10 protein-coding genes are annotated in these 15,090 nt (G+C 35.1%); 1 reads left to right on the forward strand and 9 read right to left on the reverse strand.

The annotated features are described in order from the left end of the window. Positions 1-450: 450 nt before the first annotated feature. The 3 genes from FPG59_RS08165 to hflX all read right to left on the reverse strand — a co-directional run bounded on the left by FPG59_RS08165 (position 451) and on the right by hflX (position 3,821). Entirely contained in the window at positions 451-1,296 is an 846-nt protein-coding gene (locus FPG59_RS08165; protein ID WP_086454125.1) for a TlpA disulfide reductase family protein, read from the reverse strand. A gap of 185 nt (positions 1,297-1,481) precedes the next feature. Next, the gene (locus tag FPG59_RS08170; protein ID WP_086454126.1) at positions 1,482-2,204 is read right to left on the reverse strand and encodes a hypothetical protein; all 723 of its coding nucleotides are present in this window, start codon (positions 2,202-2,204) and stop codon (positions 1,482-1,484) included. A 360-nt stretch (positions 2,205-2,564) separates the two neighbouring features. Then, positions 2,565-3,821 carry a GTPase HflX gene (gene hflX / locus FPG59_RS08175; RefSeq protein ID WP_086454127.1) on the reverse strand — a complete coding sequence of 419 codons (1,257 nt, stop codon included), beginning with the start codon at positions 3,819-3,821 and terminating at the stop codon, positions 2,565-2,567. Between the two features lie 298 nt (positions 3,822-4,119). Here hflX and FPG59_RS08180 point away from each other — a divergent pair, with 298 nt between their 5' ends. Beyond that, positions 4,120-6,237: a glycoside hydrolase family 97 protein gene (locus FPG59_RS08180; RefSeq protein WP_086454128.1), complete on the forward strand. Its 2,118-nt coding sequence runs from the start codon at positions 4,120-4,122 to the stop codon at positions 6,235-6,237. A gap of 75 nt (positions 6,238-6,312) precedes the next feature. Here FPG59_RS08180 and FPG59_RS08185 read toward each other — a convergent pair whose 3' ends face one another. From FPG59_RS08185 to FPG59_RS08210, 6 genes are all read right to left on the reverse strand, one after another. Then, positions 6,313-7,179 (reverse strand): hypothetical protein, encoded by an 867-nt coding sequence (locus FPG59_RS08185; protein ID WP_086454129.1) that lies wholly within the window; start codon positions 7,177-7,179, stop codon positions 6,313-6,315. Positions 7,180-7,379: 200 nt separating this feature from the next. After that, complete coding sequence (locus tag FPG59_RS08190; RefSeq protein ID WP_086454130.1) at positions 7,380-7,841, reverse strand: FKBP-type peptidyl-prolyl cis-trans isomerase; 462 nt, start codon at positions 7,839-7,841, stop codon at positions 7,380-7,382. A gap of 59 nt (positions 7,842-7,900) precedes the next feature. Then, complete coding sequence (locus FPG59_RS08195; RefSeq protein ID WP_086454131.1) at positions 7,901-9,250, reverse strand: DUF5689 domain-containing protein; 1,350 nt, start codon at positions 9,248-9,250, stop codon at positions 7,901-7,903. A 10-nt stretch (positions 9,251-9,260) separates the two neighbouring features. Beyond that, positions 9,261-12,098 (reverse strand): TonB-dependent receptor, encoded by a 2,838-nt coding sequence (locus tag FPG59_RS08200; RefSeq protein WP_086454133.1) that lies wholly within the window; start codon positions 12,096-12,098, stop codon positions 9,261-9,263. Between the two features lie 428 nt (positions 12,099-12,526). Next, on the reverse strand, positions 12,527-13,738 hold the full coding sequence (locus FPG59_RS08205) for an MFS transporter (RefSeq protein ID WP_086454134.1): 1,212 nt from the start codon (positions 13,736-13,738) through the stop codon (positions 12,527-12,529). Positions 13,739-13,914: 176 nt separating this feature from the next. After that, positions 13,915-14,955 (reverse strand): Gfo/Idh/MocA family oxidoreductase, encoded by a 1,041-nt coding sequence (locus FPG59_RS08210; protein WP_086454132.1) that lies wholly within the window; start codon positions 14,953-14,955, stop codon positions 13,915-13,917. Positions 14,956-15,090: the final 135 nt, after the last annotated feature.

The following is a 15,090-nucleotide window of genomic DNA, read 5'->3' on the forward strand; positions in this document are numbered from 1 at the left end:
TATCTGTAGTCACCTCCAATGGTTTTACTTTCAAAAAAACCTAAATTTATAACACAAAAAATCATAGCGAAAATTAAAAGAGGGTAATGTATTTGCTCTATTTTCTTTTCTCTGTTCTTGATTTTTCTCCTTTCACTTTTCTTTTGGGTTTGTTTATCTCTCACAAAATATTATAATAATGATTTACTTATTTAAATGTATTGAGTCACCAGTTTCTAAAACATTTACTGATACAACAAATCGAAATATTACCTCCGTAAATGTTAACTGTTTTTTTGTAATCATTTATAAAAATTATATACTCACAAATTGAAAAATCGTTAGTCCTGGCTTGCAACTAAAGCAAATCGCATCTCTTAGATTTCTCTTCTGAGCAATAACTGATACACGAAGCAAACTATCTAAAATATAAAATCATTTTTTTAGGCTGAACCTGAATCCTTTTTAGTTTTATTTGGATACCTTTTCTAAATTAACCTTTCTTAAAAACACAATTAAATCATCGACCGAATTTACAACTTTTTGAATTGTACCATTTTCATCAACAAAAAGATGTGTAGGATACTGACGAGCGCCCAAGTACTGCTCCATGTACTTCATATCCAGATTAGGAATAACGGCATAGTTAAAAGGCTTTTTTTTAAGAAAATCAATTAACTCTTTTTTATTATCACTTGCCAAACTTAGGAATATGATATTCTTGTTTTGCTTAAATTTATCTACTAATTGATTTAGTTCGGGAAATTCTTGTACACAAGCTTTACAATGAATAAACCAACATTTTAGAATAATAATTTTACCCTTTGTTGATTTCTTGTTATACCCAACTCCGTTCAAATCAGTAAAGTTAAAATCGGGTAGACTCTTGCCTTCCATTTTATAATTTGAAATCTCAGATGAAACTGATTGCATAATTACGGAAGCAATTTCAGGATATTTAACAGCAGGTATAAATAACTTATACGTTGGAATACCGTCTTTTAAAGCTGTTTTTATAGTTATAAAATTACCAGTAAGTAACTTATCCAAAAATTGAGTCTTATTTAAAACTGTAGAATTTGTATCTAAAGCGATAAAGTCTTGTGCTAAATGAATATTATAATAATGGTAATTATACCATGTCATAAAATCCTTTAAGATATCTTCAGGTTTGGTATTATATAACAAATCCTCATTCTTGGTATCATTATTTTTTAACTCTCGAATAATTTTTTTTGAGGTTTGTTTACGACTATCATTACACGATAATGTGAATATGAGAGTGCCTAAAATTAATATCTTAATACTTCTTTTCATCTTATCATTTTATTTGCGAATTATTTACTCAATAGCGCCAAAAGTTCTACTTCTATCCCAATTTTGCTACTAAACTTAACCTTATTTTCAGATTATAACTTGAGCGATAACGATAGCCGAAGTAAACCATACCAGTTACAAAGCCGATTGACCAAATCCGTTTTTAACTCTTATAACAATGCTTTTTACTTCGCATATTTATAAAATTTAAAGGATTTTTCTTTTAAATCAATTTTCACTATTCCACTTCTTATTCCAACGAATACATTTTTATCATCAACTACGGCAATTGAGTTAGGATATAAACCATTCCAAAATATTTTTTCAAAAACCAGCTCTTTTTTGAAATTCTGGATTGTAAAAAAACTACCATATGTAGCAACTAGAAATTTGTCTTTGTATATAGTAAATGCTTGAGGAGCATCTCCAAAATCCAAAAGCAGTTTAAATGTAAAACCTTTGTTTTTTCTTTCAAGTTCATATAGTGCACCTTCACTAGTACCCATATGAGCATATCCAAGAATGAAATAATTTTTGCCCTTATAATTGAAAATATATTTTACATTTCCTTTATTAATAATTTTTATTGTGTTCTTAGTTTTATCATCTGGTACAAAAATTAATTGACCCCCAAATTCTCCACCATCCATTCCCACAAGTGTTCCATCTTTAATTTTAAGTGAGCATTTATTCTTTTCTTTAGTTTTTTCAATTTCAATTTTTCCGTTGCGAAACTTTACACCAAATTCATTGTGAGAATTATTTAATTTATACCATTCCTCACTCTCAAATTTTGGTGGTATTGTTTCAATAAAATCTTTTGGGATAAATTGATTTTTTTGACAGAACCCTGTACAACAATGAATTAAAAAGATAAAAAAGAATACATAATTTGTTTTTAACTTCATATAATCTCTATTTTTTTGTAGTATTATGGACAACTAATACGTCACTAGCTGCAAATTCAACCAAATCCATCCCAATTTTGAATCGAAAGTTGGATGACATTCGCATTGTATTGATTCTCAAATATATTAATTTTTTCTTACAAATAGTCTAAAAATCCTAAACGTCAATAATTACCACCAAGCCCTGCATGAAGGATGGAAGCGGCATCCTTTTTATACCTTTTAGGCTAGTAGCCTAAAAGGCATAAAAAGATATAGCGAACAGCCTGACGCAGCTGCAACGCTAGTGAAAGCTGGGGCATGCCCAAAAAAAATCCCTCTTGAAATGCAAAAGGGATTTGGTATAAGGTTGTGAAACGATTATTCTATTTCGGATTCATGGTCTTGTTCCTCGTCTTTCTCAATGGCGTCATTGTAATCTGGGTACAAAAACTTGTTGTACGGGAAACGGGTTATGTGTATCTGGCGCACAGACTCGTACACGCGTTCTCTAAATTCTTCGAAATTTTCTTTGTGTGTGGCCGAAATAAACAATGCGTTTTGCTCTCCTACTCTACTCATCCAAGTGGCTTTCCATTCCTCTAGCGTGAAGTGTCTAGGAGTTTTTTCGGTCATCAAATCGTCTTCGTCAATGACTAGCGGTTTGTAAGCGTCAATTTTATTGAACACCATAATCACGGGTTTGTCATGCGCCTTAATGTCTTGCAAGGTTTGATTTACCGACTCGATATGATCTTCAAAATCTGGATGCGAAATATCGACTACGTGCAGCAATAAATCGGCTTCGCGTACCTCGTCAAGTGTACTTTTGAAGGAATCAACCAACTGCGTAGGCAATTTTCTGATGAATCCTACGGTATCCGAAAGCAGGAAAGGCAAGTTTTTGATAACCACTTTACGCACGGTAGTATCTAGCGTTGCAAAAAGTTTGTTCTCTACAAAAACATCACTTTTACCCACGGCATTCATCAAAGTAGATTTCCCAACATTGGTATACCCAACTAGCGCCACACGAACCATAGCGCCACGGTTGCTGCGTTGTATGCCCATTTGTTTGTCAATGGTTTTGATTTTGTCTTTGAGTAACGAGATGCGATCACGTACGATACGACGGTCGGTTTCAATCTCGGTTTCACCAGGTCCACGCATTCCAATTCCCCCTTTTTGTCGCTCTAAGTGCGTCCATAATCCGGACAAACGTGGCAACATATAAATACATTGTGCCAGTTCAACTTGGGTACGAGCATAAGAGGTTTCGGCACGTTGTGCAAAAATGTCTAGAATAAGGTGGGTACGGTCTAGAATTTTACATTCGGTGATAATCTTAGATATATTTTTTTGTTGTGACGGCGATAATTCGTCGTCAAAAACTAGGGTCGAAATACCATTTTCTTTTACAAAAAGGTGAATTTCTTCTATTTTTCCGGTACCAACAAACGTCTTGGGATTAGGGCGCTCCATTTTTTGCGAAAAGCGTTTGATTACCTCTCCACCAGCGGTGTAGGTTAAAAACTCTAATTCGTCTAGGTATTCGTTTAACTTTTCTTCACTTTGATTTTGAGTTACGATACCTACTAAAGCGGTTTTTTCGAAATTGATTACTTCTGTTTCTAACATGTTATTGAATAAGCTACAAATTTACGGATTTGTCAGCGACTTATGAAGCTATCTGATTATAAAAAAAGAACGTTTGAACAGAATGTAACTTCGGTCAAGCCAAAGGAAATTTTTAGTTCGTATTTAAATCTCAAAAAAATCAAAAACGAGGTCAAGTACATTAAATGCAATTTGTTTTAAAAATAAAAAATAAAGGACTTACTTTTGTAATTAAGGGGTTTTCATCAGGCTTATCATTGTTGAATGGCTTTTGCCAAATGAAAATCGAAACATTAATTTTTAAAATTTTATTTAAAAAATGAAGCAATTCTTTTTTACAACCGTAGTTTGTTTCCTGTTTTTGGGCACGATACAAGCGCAGCAATTGCAATCTCCGAACGGAAAATTAGTTATGGAGTTTGCCCTACAAGCAAATGGAACACCAACCTATAGCTTGACCTATAAAAACAAAGCGGTAATTAAAACTAGTAAATTGGGTCTTGAGTTGAAAAATGACAAGAAATCATTACTGAATGATTTCACGGTTGTTGATCAAAAAACAAGTACTGTTAACGAAAATTGGCAGCCTGTTTGGGGCGAAGTTGCCACCATAACAAATAATTACAACGAACTAGCTGTTACTTTAGAGCAAAAAGAAACGGAACGTAAAATGATTATTCGTTTTCGTTTGTTCAATGACGGATTGGGTTTTCGCTATGAATTTCCTTCGCAAAAAAACTTGACTTACTTTGTAATCAAAGAAGAAAGAAGCCAATTTGCAATGATAGGTGATCATACTGCATTTTGGATTCCGGGCGATTATGACACACAAGAATACGATTATACTACCTCTAAACTATCCGAAATTAGAGGGTTGACAGAGAAAGCAACTACTGCAAATGTATCTCAAAAATCATTTTCGAATACAGGAGTACAAACGTCATTAATGCTAAAAACGGCTGACGGATTGTACATCAATCTTCATGAGGCGGCATTGATTAATTATTCTTGTATGCACTTGAATCTGGATGATAAAAACATGATTTTTGAATCGTGGTTAACTCCTGATGCTAAAGGTGATAAAGGCTACATGCAAGCACCTCAACATTCGCCATGGCGTACCATCATCGTGAGTGATGATGCTAGAGATATTCTAGCTTCAAAAATGACATTGAACCTCAACGAACCCAACAAGATCAAAGAGACTTCATGGATTAAGCCTGTGAAATATGTGGGTGTTTGGTGGGAAATGATTACTGGAAAAAGTTCTTGGGCTTACACCGATGAGTTGCCAACCGTACAACTTGGTGTTACTGATTTCTCAAAAGTAAAACCAAACGGCAAGCACGGTGCGAACAATGCGAACGTAAAAAAATATATTGATTTTGCTGCTAAACATGGTTTTGATGGAGTTTTAGTTGAAGGATGGAACGAAGGATGGGAAGACTGGTTTGGTCATTTAAAAGATTATGTTTTTGATTTTGTGACGCCTTATCCTGATTTTGATGTAAAAGGTTTGCAAGCTTATGCTAAAGAAAAAGGCGTGAAAATGATCATGCACCACGAAACTTCAGGATCAGTGCGCAATTACGAACGCCACCTAGACAAAGCGTACCAATTCATGAAAGATAACGGATACGATGCTGTAAAAAGTGGTTATGTTGGTGATATCATCGAAAACGGTGGGAATCATTACAACCAATTCATGATCAACCACTACCAATACGCTATCGAAAAAGCAGCCGATTATAAAATTATGGTGAATGCTCATGAAGCGGTTCGACCAACAGGAATTGCGAGAACGTATCCTAACTTAATTGGTAACGAAGCGGCAAGAGGAACGGAGTACCAATCTTTTGGAGGATCAAAACCAAACCACGTAACGGTTTTGCCTTTTACACGCTTAATAGGAGGACCAATGGATTATACCCCAGGAATTTTTGAAATGGACTTGAATAAGTTGAATAAAGACAATAATTCTCATGTCAATAGTACACTTGCCAATCAGTTAGCTTTGTATGTGACTATGTACAGCCCGTTGCAAATGGCTGCTGATACACCAGAAAATTACGACCGTTTTCCAGATGCGTTTCAGTTTATTAAAGATGTGGCTATTGACTGGTCTGATAGTAAATACCTTGAAGCCGAACCTGGTCAATACGTAACCGTTGCGCGTAAAGCCAAAGGAACCAACAACTGGTTTGTAGGTAACGTAAATGGTGAAACGCCGAGAACAGCAACACTAAAATTTGATTTTTTAGATAAAGGAAAAACCTATGAAGCTACCGTTTATGCTGATGCTAAAGACGCACATTATAAAACCAATCCGCAAGCCTATACTATTAAAAAAGTTAAAGTTACTAACGCTTCTAAACTAGATGTACTTGCTGCTCCGGGTGGTGGATATGCCATAAGTATTATAGAGATTAAAAAGTAATTAAGTAATTATTAAATATGAAAAGGCTGTCTTTCGGGACAGCCTTTTGTGTATAGATTTGTTTGTAATGATGCCTTACTCATAACTATAGCTAATTTCAGTTTTTACAATTCCGTTTGATTCTATAAGAGAACACGATACTGGGAAATTTGAGGTGTTGTACTTGTACTTCCTTGTTTTTCCTACGGCATCTACTGCAGTGGAACTATAATTCAAAACATTGTTATTGCCAATAGATTCAAACTCAAATTCTTCTTCATGAAATGAAATAATAGGTACAATAACTTTATAATGCGTTCCAAAAATATTTTGAACTAGCAAGGCGTTTACTGAATTTTTATCATCAAAGGTGAAGTTTTTTATTTGTTTGTCACCCAATAAATCTTTGTGGCGTATGGGGTTTTCTTTAAAATAAAGGTACTCTACTTTCTTAACAATTTGTTGGTTTCTGTCTCTTGTGGAACGTCTTATTAAAATTCCGTTTTCAACTACATATTCTATATCGTCAACCACGGCTTGTTGCGAATTACTTTTTTTAGTAATTACCTTTACACGGGAGCCTTCATAAGCAATACTGACCGTTTTAGTCACTAATTCGCCATTTTCCTCGTACTTTTTGATAAACTTAATCAGCTGATCGTTGTTATTGTACGTATAATTTATAACCTCTTTCCAGTTGCTGCCTACACGCTCTTTTACAGTCATGTCTAAGAGTTCTTTTGGATTATAAAAAAAACTTTGAATCACATCAGATGTCTTGATGTTCAGTAACTTTCCATCTTTAAAAGTGTAGTTTTTATGAATGATTTCACCGTCTTTTAAATTTTTGAAATTTGTCTTTACAGAGTGTATCGCTTTTAATTTAGTCTCAGTAGTACTGTTTTGACTGAGCACTAGGCATGGCATAGCCATCATAAACAGGGCAATAAGGTAGGTCTTCATTTGTTTTTGTTTCAATTTGGGACCCCTAAAATACAAAAACCGATGATTCTTTTGTGTTTTGATTTATATTAACCCCAATATTTTGAAGAATTAAGAAACAAAAATGTAAAATGTAAAATGTAAAATGTAAAAAAAGAGAAACCTACTTCGGTAGGTTTCTCTTTTTCAGGACTAGACAACTAGACAATGGAAAGAAATTCTTAATTTATTGAGATCAACTTCACATCAAAAATCAGTACCGATCCTCCTGGAATAGGACCGTTTGAACTGCTTCCATAGCCCAAATGTGCAGGAATTAATAATATCCCGCTTCCACCTTTTTTGAAAAAAGGAATTCCTTCTGTCCAGCCTCTTATTACTTGGTTTAGACCAAAAGAAAGTCCCTCAGGTTTGCTTTCGTCAAACACAGATCCATTGGTAAAATATCCTTTGTAGGCTACCGTAACGTTTGAGGTTGCTTTTGGCTGATCACCAGTTCCAGGCTCATTAATCACATAGTACAATCCGGTACCTGTTTTTACAGCATTCAATTTATTTTTAGCAATATAATCTACTATTTCTTTTTCGTTTTGAGCAGTGTAGTCAATAGGTTTTGCTATTTCATTGTCTCCTAAACAAGATACAAATAAAATAGAAATGAGGGCAAATACTATAGATTTCATAGGTTTAAATTTGATTTTTGTTGCAAATATAGCAATTCAAGAATGAAATTTAAAAGAAATCATTTTTCACCAAAAACCTGTACATCATCAACTTGAAATGTTCCGTCAAGTGCTAAATTACGCCCTGACCCTGTATACTTAAAAGCAATATTAATTTTTCCTTTGTACGCTGATAAATCAATGGCGCCGCTGCCTATAAATTGGTTCCACGGCGTAGCTTGTTTGGGCAAGTTTGCAGTTAGTCGGGTCCAAGTGGCGGTGGCAACATTCAACCCATCAAAATCAGTAGAGACATAAACCTCTAATGAATTTAGTGGTGAGTCAATATCCAATCGATGTTGTGCTGCTCTAAAAGTCAATACCTCTTTTGTATGTTGATCCATATCAATTTTAGGCGTGACTAGCCATGCAATATTAGAGTTGACCCTAGTTCCTGATATACTAAACTCAGCAAAGCCGTTGCCTGCATATAGCGCACCTTTCCAGAATAAAGAACCAGCTTGTACAAAATTACCCCAGCCTGGCAAACTTAAAGTGGAATTGTCTGGCACTTGATCAAAATTTTGAGAGAAAAAAGGAGTTGCTCTAGGAGCTGTCAATACAATATCTTTCTCGGAACGAGGCAACAACTGAAAATCATTTCCATATTTAGTGAGTATGCCTCGAACTTTACCGCTTTTATCCGGAATTATTTTTGACGAAAAATTAGCAAAACTACTCGTTCTTACATATACTTGATTTCCCATTTTATCATTCAAACCCCAGTTTGTAGCACCTCCTACATTATTTGATTCTTCAAAATAGCTGCGCCCGATGGCATTTTCGGCAAACTGCACCTCTGTAAATTCTATCAAAGTGTTTAAGTTTTCATCTTTAAGTAAAGCCTCCATCATTCCTGTGCGTACAAGTGCTTCTTCCTTTACCGTCTCACAAGAAGCATGTAAAACTTTCTTATAATCATTTTGAGACAATCTTCCCACACCGCCCTGATTGTACGAATTCACAAATATGTTCCCTATACGTACCCCGCCAAAATCTATATCTGTGTACAAATCCTTGAGCTTTATATACACTTTATTCCCTACTCTATACTCTATATACAAATTTGTAGCATCAACAGGAACGCTAAAACCTAGTGCTGGAGTTGTGGCTGTTGCCAAGGTTTGAAAAGATATTGATTTAAAAAAATTCCCAGATTCGTCACTAGAGACTACATAAGCCTCGATAATATCATCATACTTGTACTGCGTTACAATAGCATTTGCAGTATTATGAATATCCTTCACTGATTTGTTAGTGACTAAAGTAGGCTGGTTGCAGTTAAGTTTAGGTGCAGGCAATTCATCTGGCACGCAACCACTGTATAAAACCAGCAATAGAACTATAAAAAGATAGCGTTGACATTTCATGTGATTTGAATTAAAAATTGATATAAAGATTTACAAAATAAGTTCGGCCATAGCCATAAAAATATTTGGGTCCAAAAGAGGGTGTACCGCTACTAACATCCTGATTGATTTCTCTAAAATTAGCATTACGGGCTTGCTCAAATCCTCCTGTTTTATAGGTTGTATTGAGCACGTTATTGATACTTGCAAAAACACCTACATTTTTACCATAAATGATCCATGATTTCCCTCCTATAATATTGAGTAAGGTTACGGGATCAAACTTTTCTTGTCTTAATAATTGTGCTGCGCGTTCCTCTGTAGCTTCGGGAAAATTAAACCCATTAGCTGGATTTTTATAAAAAATTTCGGTTCTTAAAATAGGAGCTACATCAATGTAAGTGTTTGTTAAATAATTTACATTGGCACTGATCCACCAGTATTTTGGGTCTCTGTACTCTAGTCCCAGCGAGTACGCCTGCTGAGGCATTCCTGCTTGTTTGTAATTTTTAAGAGATGCTTTTCCAAAATCAAAAACAGGAGCATTATTTTCTGGGGTTGCTGCAGCATCATTTGTGAGTGTAACTTTTGGATTATTATCAAAGGTATACTGACCCACTGCAGCAGCAAATGTGGTTTTTATGGTTTGAGTCAATTGGTACTCTAAACTCAACTCGGCACCTATATTTTTCTTATTTAATTTGGTGAGCGTTTGACTTACAAAGGCATCTGTGTTTAAAAAACCTGCACCGTCATCAAAAATTCCTTCGGCATAAAAAAACGAAATTTGAGTAGCATTTCTTAACTTCGAGAAGTAAGCTGTTGCTCTAGCTTTCCATTTTGGGGAACGGTACACATAACTAGCATCAACGCTACTATTGGTTTCGCTCTCTATATCATTTACAATAGCGTTATTGAGTCTAGCATTGGCAAACGTATTTCTTAAAGTAGGCGCCTTTGTAGCGTGAGCTGCATTTAACACCAAAACTTGTTTACCCGAAATTTTGAAACTTAAACCCCCTTTAAAGCCAAAGTTTTCAAAGGATACGTTATCACTTTTACCAAAAGAATTGGTCTCGTAAATACCGTTTTTATACAAGCCTTCGCGTTGATAACTTGTAGACGAAAACTGCTGCGCCAAATAAAAATCTATTTTACTATATGAGAATTTAAACTGTGTAAAAGCATCTAAAACAGTGGCGAAAAAATTAAAATTATATCCGTATTTGTCTCCCACTCCTACTTGTCTGTTGGGATTGTTTAAATCAGATTGTGATTGATTGCCTTCATAAAAAGCATCGATATCATTAAAATAAGAACCTCCCAAAAGATCAACTAAAACCTGGGAATTATTAGATTTCATTTTCTTGAAAGAAGCTCCGACGTTCATGAAAATATTTTCAGATAATGCCGCGCTAACATTTGTTGTTACTGACCCTGTTTCGGCCTGCACTTGATCTTCATATAAAACATACTTACTCCTAGTGGATTCATAACCTGTAATGTTTCCGTTTCCATCTAGAACAGGTGTTTGATTGGCTAGGTATAAAGATCTCCAGTCAAGTTGCGGATTAGCTAAAAAAGCAGCTTTGCTCTTTTCGGAATTATCAAAATCAGGAGTAAATGCACCTGAGAACTCCCCTTCGTCTGGTGCGTGTAGTGAGGTATAAAAACTAGGTAACTTTCTATAATAGGTTGGATCTGGACTATTGGAATTTTGAAAATCAATGGTGCTGTTTGCGGTAGTACCTATTTGATAAAAAACACTGGTATTCCAATTTGTTTTATCATTGACTTTAAAATAATGATTGAGCATAAAAATAGGTTCCTCAATGGTTTTTACACGAGCATTTCGTTTTTTACCCTCTTGAAAACCCCAGTATGAATTGTATGTAGGATTAGTTAATTGCGTTACTTCATCAGTGTTTGGCGAATTTTTAGCTCTAGAATTTGGTGTGTAAAAAGCAGTAAGGTTAAGAGCATGCTGACTTCCTAACTTTTTTTCGAGACTTACAAAAAACGAATTCGAATCATAATTTGTTCCTTCAAAATAGCCTTCTTGAGCCCAGCGTTTCCCAGCAGAAACCACATAGGTCCAACCCTTTTTACTCATACCAGACGCATGCGTAGCCATAGTACGCCAATTGTAGTTTGTATTGGTTCCAGAAAATGTAATTCTAGTTCCTGGTCTATAAATAGAGGCTCTCGTATTTATTTCTTGTGTTCCAAGGATGCCTCCAAAGGTATAATCAGAAGGAGCTGTTCCTAAGGTAAACTCTTGATTGCGAAGTGCATCATTTAATCCGCCCCATTCACCCCATTGTGGTCTACCATCATAAACCTTATTCATGGTAACCCCATTGATCATCATCGTGGAGTGTTCACTATCTAAACCACGTACTCTAAATCGAGCTTGTCCCCAGTTAAAAGCGGCAGCTTGTAGAAAAGCGTCCCGAGATGATTGCAGTAATCCTGAGGTACTTTCTGAGGAACTGTTATCATCATTAAAATCACTATCCATTAATGTGATAATGCTACTTTGCAAGTCTAAAGATTGATCGTCTTGAAGGCTAATATTTCCCAAGTCTACCATTTTTCCGGCTGTTATCTCCAGCGGATATAAGCCATCTTTATAACCTTGACTGCGAACCAAAACCAAAATAGTCCCACGTGGAACGCCCTCAAAAACAAACTTGCCTTCCTTGTCTGTGACTTGCATCAAGGATGTGTTTTGAACACTAACTACAACAAATGGAATGGGATTTTGAGTTTTTGAATCGATTATTTTACCAAAAAAACCAGTGCTTTCTTGTGCTTGAATGCCACTCCAAAAAAAGATAAAAAACAATAGGTAGTACAGTTTACTCATAAATTCAACATCAAATAATTTAAGGTCAAAAAAACAGTAATAATAATTCAGCCATTGCACGAGCAACAGCTGAATTAAAATCATTACTAGTTATTATCCTTCTGTAGGACAACAACAAAAAAATTAAATGTGAATTTTGGAAACGTGGTATAAACTTTGAAAAACGCTACAGTTTGTGTGGTATTAGCAACTGGGCGACGTACTTATCATATTGATTGAAAGAATTATAATATTAAAAGTACTAAAAAAATATTAACATATTCATTTTTATCAAAAAAAATAATATTTTTTCTGATGAAAATAAATTCTTCTGAATAGCCCTGATGGGAGTAAGTATCCTTTCCTGTCCTTTTTTTAGGACAGGAAAGATACTGCGTACAGCAGGAATACTACTGCTTAAGAAAAAAAATTAGACTGCTCCTAAAACCTTATTTGATTGCTTTTATTCTTGAAACCATTACGGCAATCAAAAGTCCAAAAACACCTATAAATGCAAATGAAAAACGTAAACTAGACAACTCGGCTATGTATCCTATTATAGGTGGTCCCATTAAAAAACCAAGGAAACTTACGCTAGAAACGGTTGTTAAGGCTACACTTGGCGCAACATTAGGAGTTTTCCCGGCCACACTATAAACAGTAGGAATAATGGTGGATACGCCAAGACCTACAAACATAAATGCGATTGTTGCTGGTATCACATATGGAAAAAATACAGCTGTAAAAAGCCCCGATGAAATGAGAATTCCGCTTACTTGTAATACTACCTTGCGTCCGAATTTTAAAATAATGGCATCTCCTATAAAGCGTCCGCTAGCCATCATGATCATAAATGAAGTATAACCTAAGATAACAAGCGGTCCTGGAGCTTTAATTACATCTTTGAAATAAACTCCACTCCAGTCAAACATCACACCTTCACTGGCCATGCAGCAAAACCCAATGACACCGAGCCATAGCAAGGAACTATCTGGTTTTGAAAATAATTTTTTCTGTTCTGTTTGTATCTTTTCTTTGGCTTTTATCAAATATTTAAAGTTAAATAACATCATTAAAAGTACTAGCGCAGCTACAATTATAAAATGAATATAGGGCGTGAGTTGCAAGGACAACATGGCTAGACCTACTAATGCTCCTGTAAAACCTGCAAAACTCCACATACCATGAAAGGAAGCCATGATGGTTCTCTTGAACAATCCTTCAGTATAAACGCCTTGTGTGTTGACCGCAATATTAGACAGGTTTCCAAAAATTCCAAAAACAAATAATCCTAATGACAATTGCCATGCGGCTGTAGCCAAACCTAAATTTGTCATGCTCACTACATACATGGATAATGCAACTATTAAAACTTTATGACTCCCAAAACGAGTGACTAGTTTACCAGAGAAAGGCATAACAATAAGTTGCCCTAGTGGCAAAGCAAACAAAATGGTTCCTAATCCTCCTTCGCTGAGATGCAAACTCGTTTTAATATCTGGAATTCTACTGGCCCAGGTAGCAAAGCACAACCCCATCCCGAAGTAAAATACAGATACTGCCCAGCGTATGCGATTTAAATAAGAAACTTTTGCTTGTGTGTAACTCTTTTTTAGCTTGGCTTTAGTTCTTGTTTTTCCAAGAAATTGTAAGTCTATCAAAATGATTGTTTTTAATTTTAAGGCCAAAATTACAAAAAGCAATGATTGGCTGTGTTGAAACAACCTATTTGAAAAAAATTACAACGTTATTGTTTATAAATTCAAGTACATCAACATCGCTTATTGAAAATATAACGAACGTTTTAATTGATGAAATGAAAGTTAAAAAAGATTTACTACAAATCAATTACTCTTTTCTGAGCGTTGCTTTGTAGTGCCGCTTCAATAATTTGCATGACGTGTACGCCCTCTTGTGCGGTGACTGGTTCTGGACTATTATTTACAATTGAATGGTAAACACCGTCAAAAAAATCATAGTAATTACCCTGAAGCGTAGGTACAATTTCCCGAATAATTTCTCCATTAATTTCGGTATGCAACAAACCTTGTTTTTCAATTGGCTCCGTTCCCCAAGTTTCTAAATTTGGTTGGTATCCTAATTTCAGTTCGTCTTCCTGTACATCACCGCGCGGTTTTAAAAAAGACCCTTTTTCGCCATGAATAACATAGGCAGGATTGGCTTCCCGAACAAAAAAACCAGCTTTTAGACGCACTCTAAAATTAGCATAATACAGCAACAAATCAATATAATCATCTACCAAGGAATGTTCTCTCGTAATGCGGATATCAGCACAAACCGAATTTGGCAAACCAAACAAACACAATGCTTGATCAATAATGTGAGGCCCTAAATCCTTGAGAATTCCTGATCCATCAGAAACTGTTTCTTTGTGTAACTTTGGACTCAAAAGCGGATTGTACCGATCAAAATGAATCTCAGCCTCCATGATTTTACCCAATACTTTATCTGAAATAATTTGTTGAACGGTTTTAAAATCACTGTCCCAACGCCTATTTTGAAAAACAGACAATTTAACATTTTTATCTTTGGCAATAGCCGCAAGCTCCTTTGCTTGAGCAACTGTTGTCGTAAAAGCTTTCTCTACTATAGCATGTTTTCCTGCCTCTAGTACTTGTTTTGCATATTCATAATGTGTGGCCACAGGCGTATTCACAACAACTAAATCTATATCATCTTGTAAAACCTCCGCTAGTGAAGCATAGCTTTTTAAAGCTGGGAAATCTTGGTGTAGTAATTTTTTACTGCGTTCCCAAGAACCAATAAGCTCAAATCCTGGATGAAAATTTAAAAAAGGAGCATGAAATACTTTGCCTGACATTCCATAAGACAATAGAGCTGTTTTTATTTTTTGCATAATGATAGGTTTCAAATTTGTGAAATGTTCATTTTAAACATATAAGCCATATAAGTTTTTTAATTATTAGGCAAACCCTTAACTTTTCTTAAATCCTTAATGGTTTAAAAAATATTGAAACACATAAGTCATATA

It is taken from the genome of Flavobacterium sp. FPG59 (assembly GCF_002150205.1).
In the GTDB taxonomy this organism is placed as follows: Bacteria; Bacteroidota; Bacteroidia; order Flavobacteriales; family Flavobacteriaceae; genus Flavobacterium.

What these genes read in the sequence shown, in the direction of transcription:
- FPG59_RS08185 (WP_086454129.1), bottom strand. Translation starts at nt 7,179, where the DNA reads ATGAAGACCTACCTTATTGCCCTGTTTATGATGGCTATGCCATGCCTA.
- FPG59_RS08170 (WP_086454126.1), bottom strand. Translation starts at nt 2,204, where the DNA reads ATGAAGTTAAAAACAAATTATGTATTCTTTTTTATCTTTTTAATTCAT.
- FPG59_RS08200 (WP_086454133.1), bottom strand. Translation starts at nt 12,098, where the DNA reads ATGAGTAAACTGTACTACCTATTGTTTTTTATCTTTTTTTGGAGTGGC.
- FPG59_RS08165 (WP_086454125.1), bottom strand. Translation starts at nt 1,296, where the DNA reads ATGAAAAGAAGTATTAAGATATTAATTTTAGGCACTCTCATATTCACA.
- FPG59_RS08210 (WP_086454132.1), bottom strand. Translation starts at nt 14,955, where the DNA reads ATGCAAAAAATAAAAACAGCTCTATTGTCTTATGGAATGTCAGGCAAA.
- FPG59_RS08195 (WP_086454131.1), bottom strand. Translation starts at nt 9,250, where the DNA reads ATGAAATGTCAACGCTATCTTTTTATAGTTCTATTGCTGGTTTTATAC.
- FPG59_RS08180 (WP_086454128.1), top strand. Translation starts at nt 4,120, where the DNA reads ATGAAGCAATTCTTTTTTACAACCGTAGTTTGTTTCCTGTTTTTGGGC.
- FPG59_RS08190 (WP_086454130.1), bottom strand. Translation starts at nt 7,841, where the DNA reads ATGAAATCTATAGTATTTGCCCTCATTTCTATTTTATTTGTATCTTGT.
- hflX (WP_086454127.1), bottom strand. Translation starts at nt 3,821, where the DNA reads ATGTTAGAAACAGAAGTAATCAATTTCGAAAAAACCGCTTTAGTAGGT.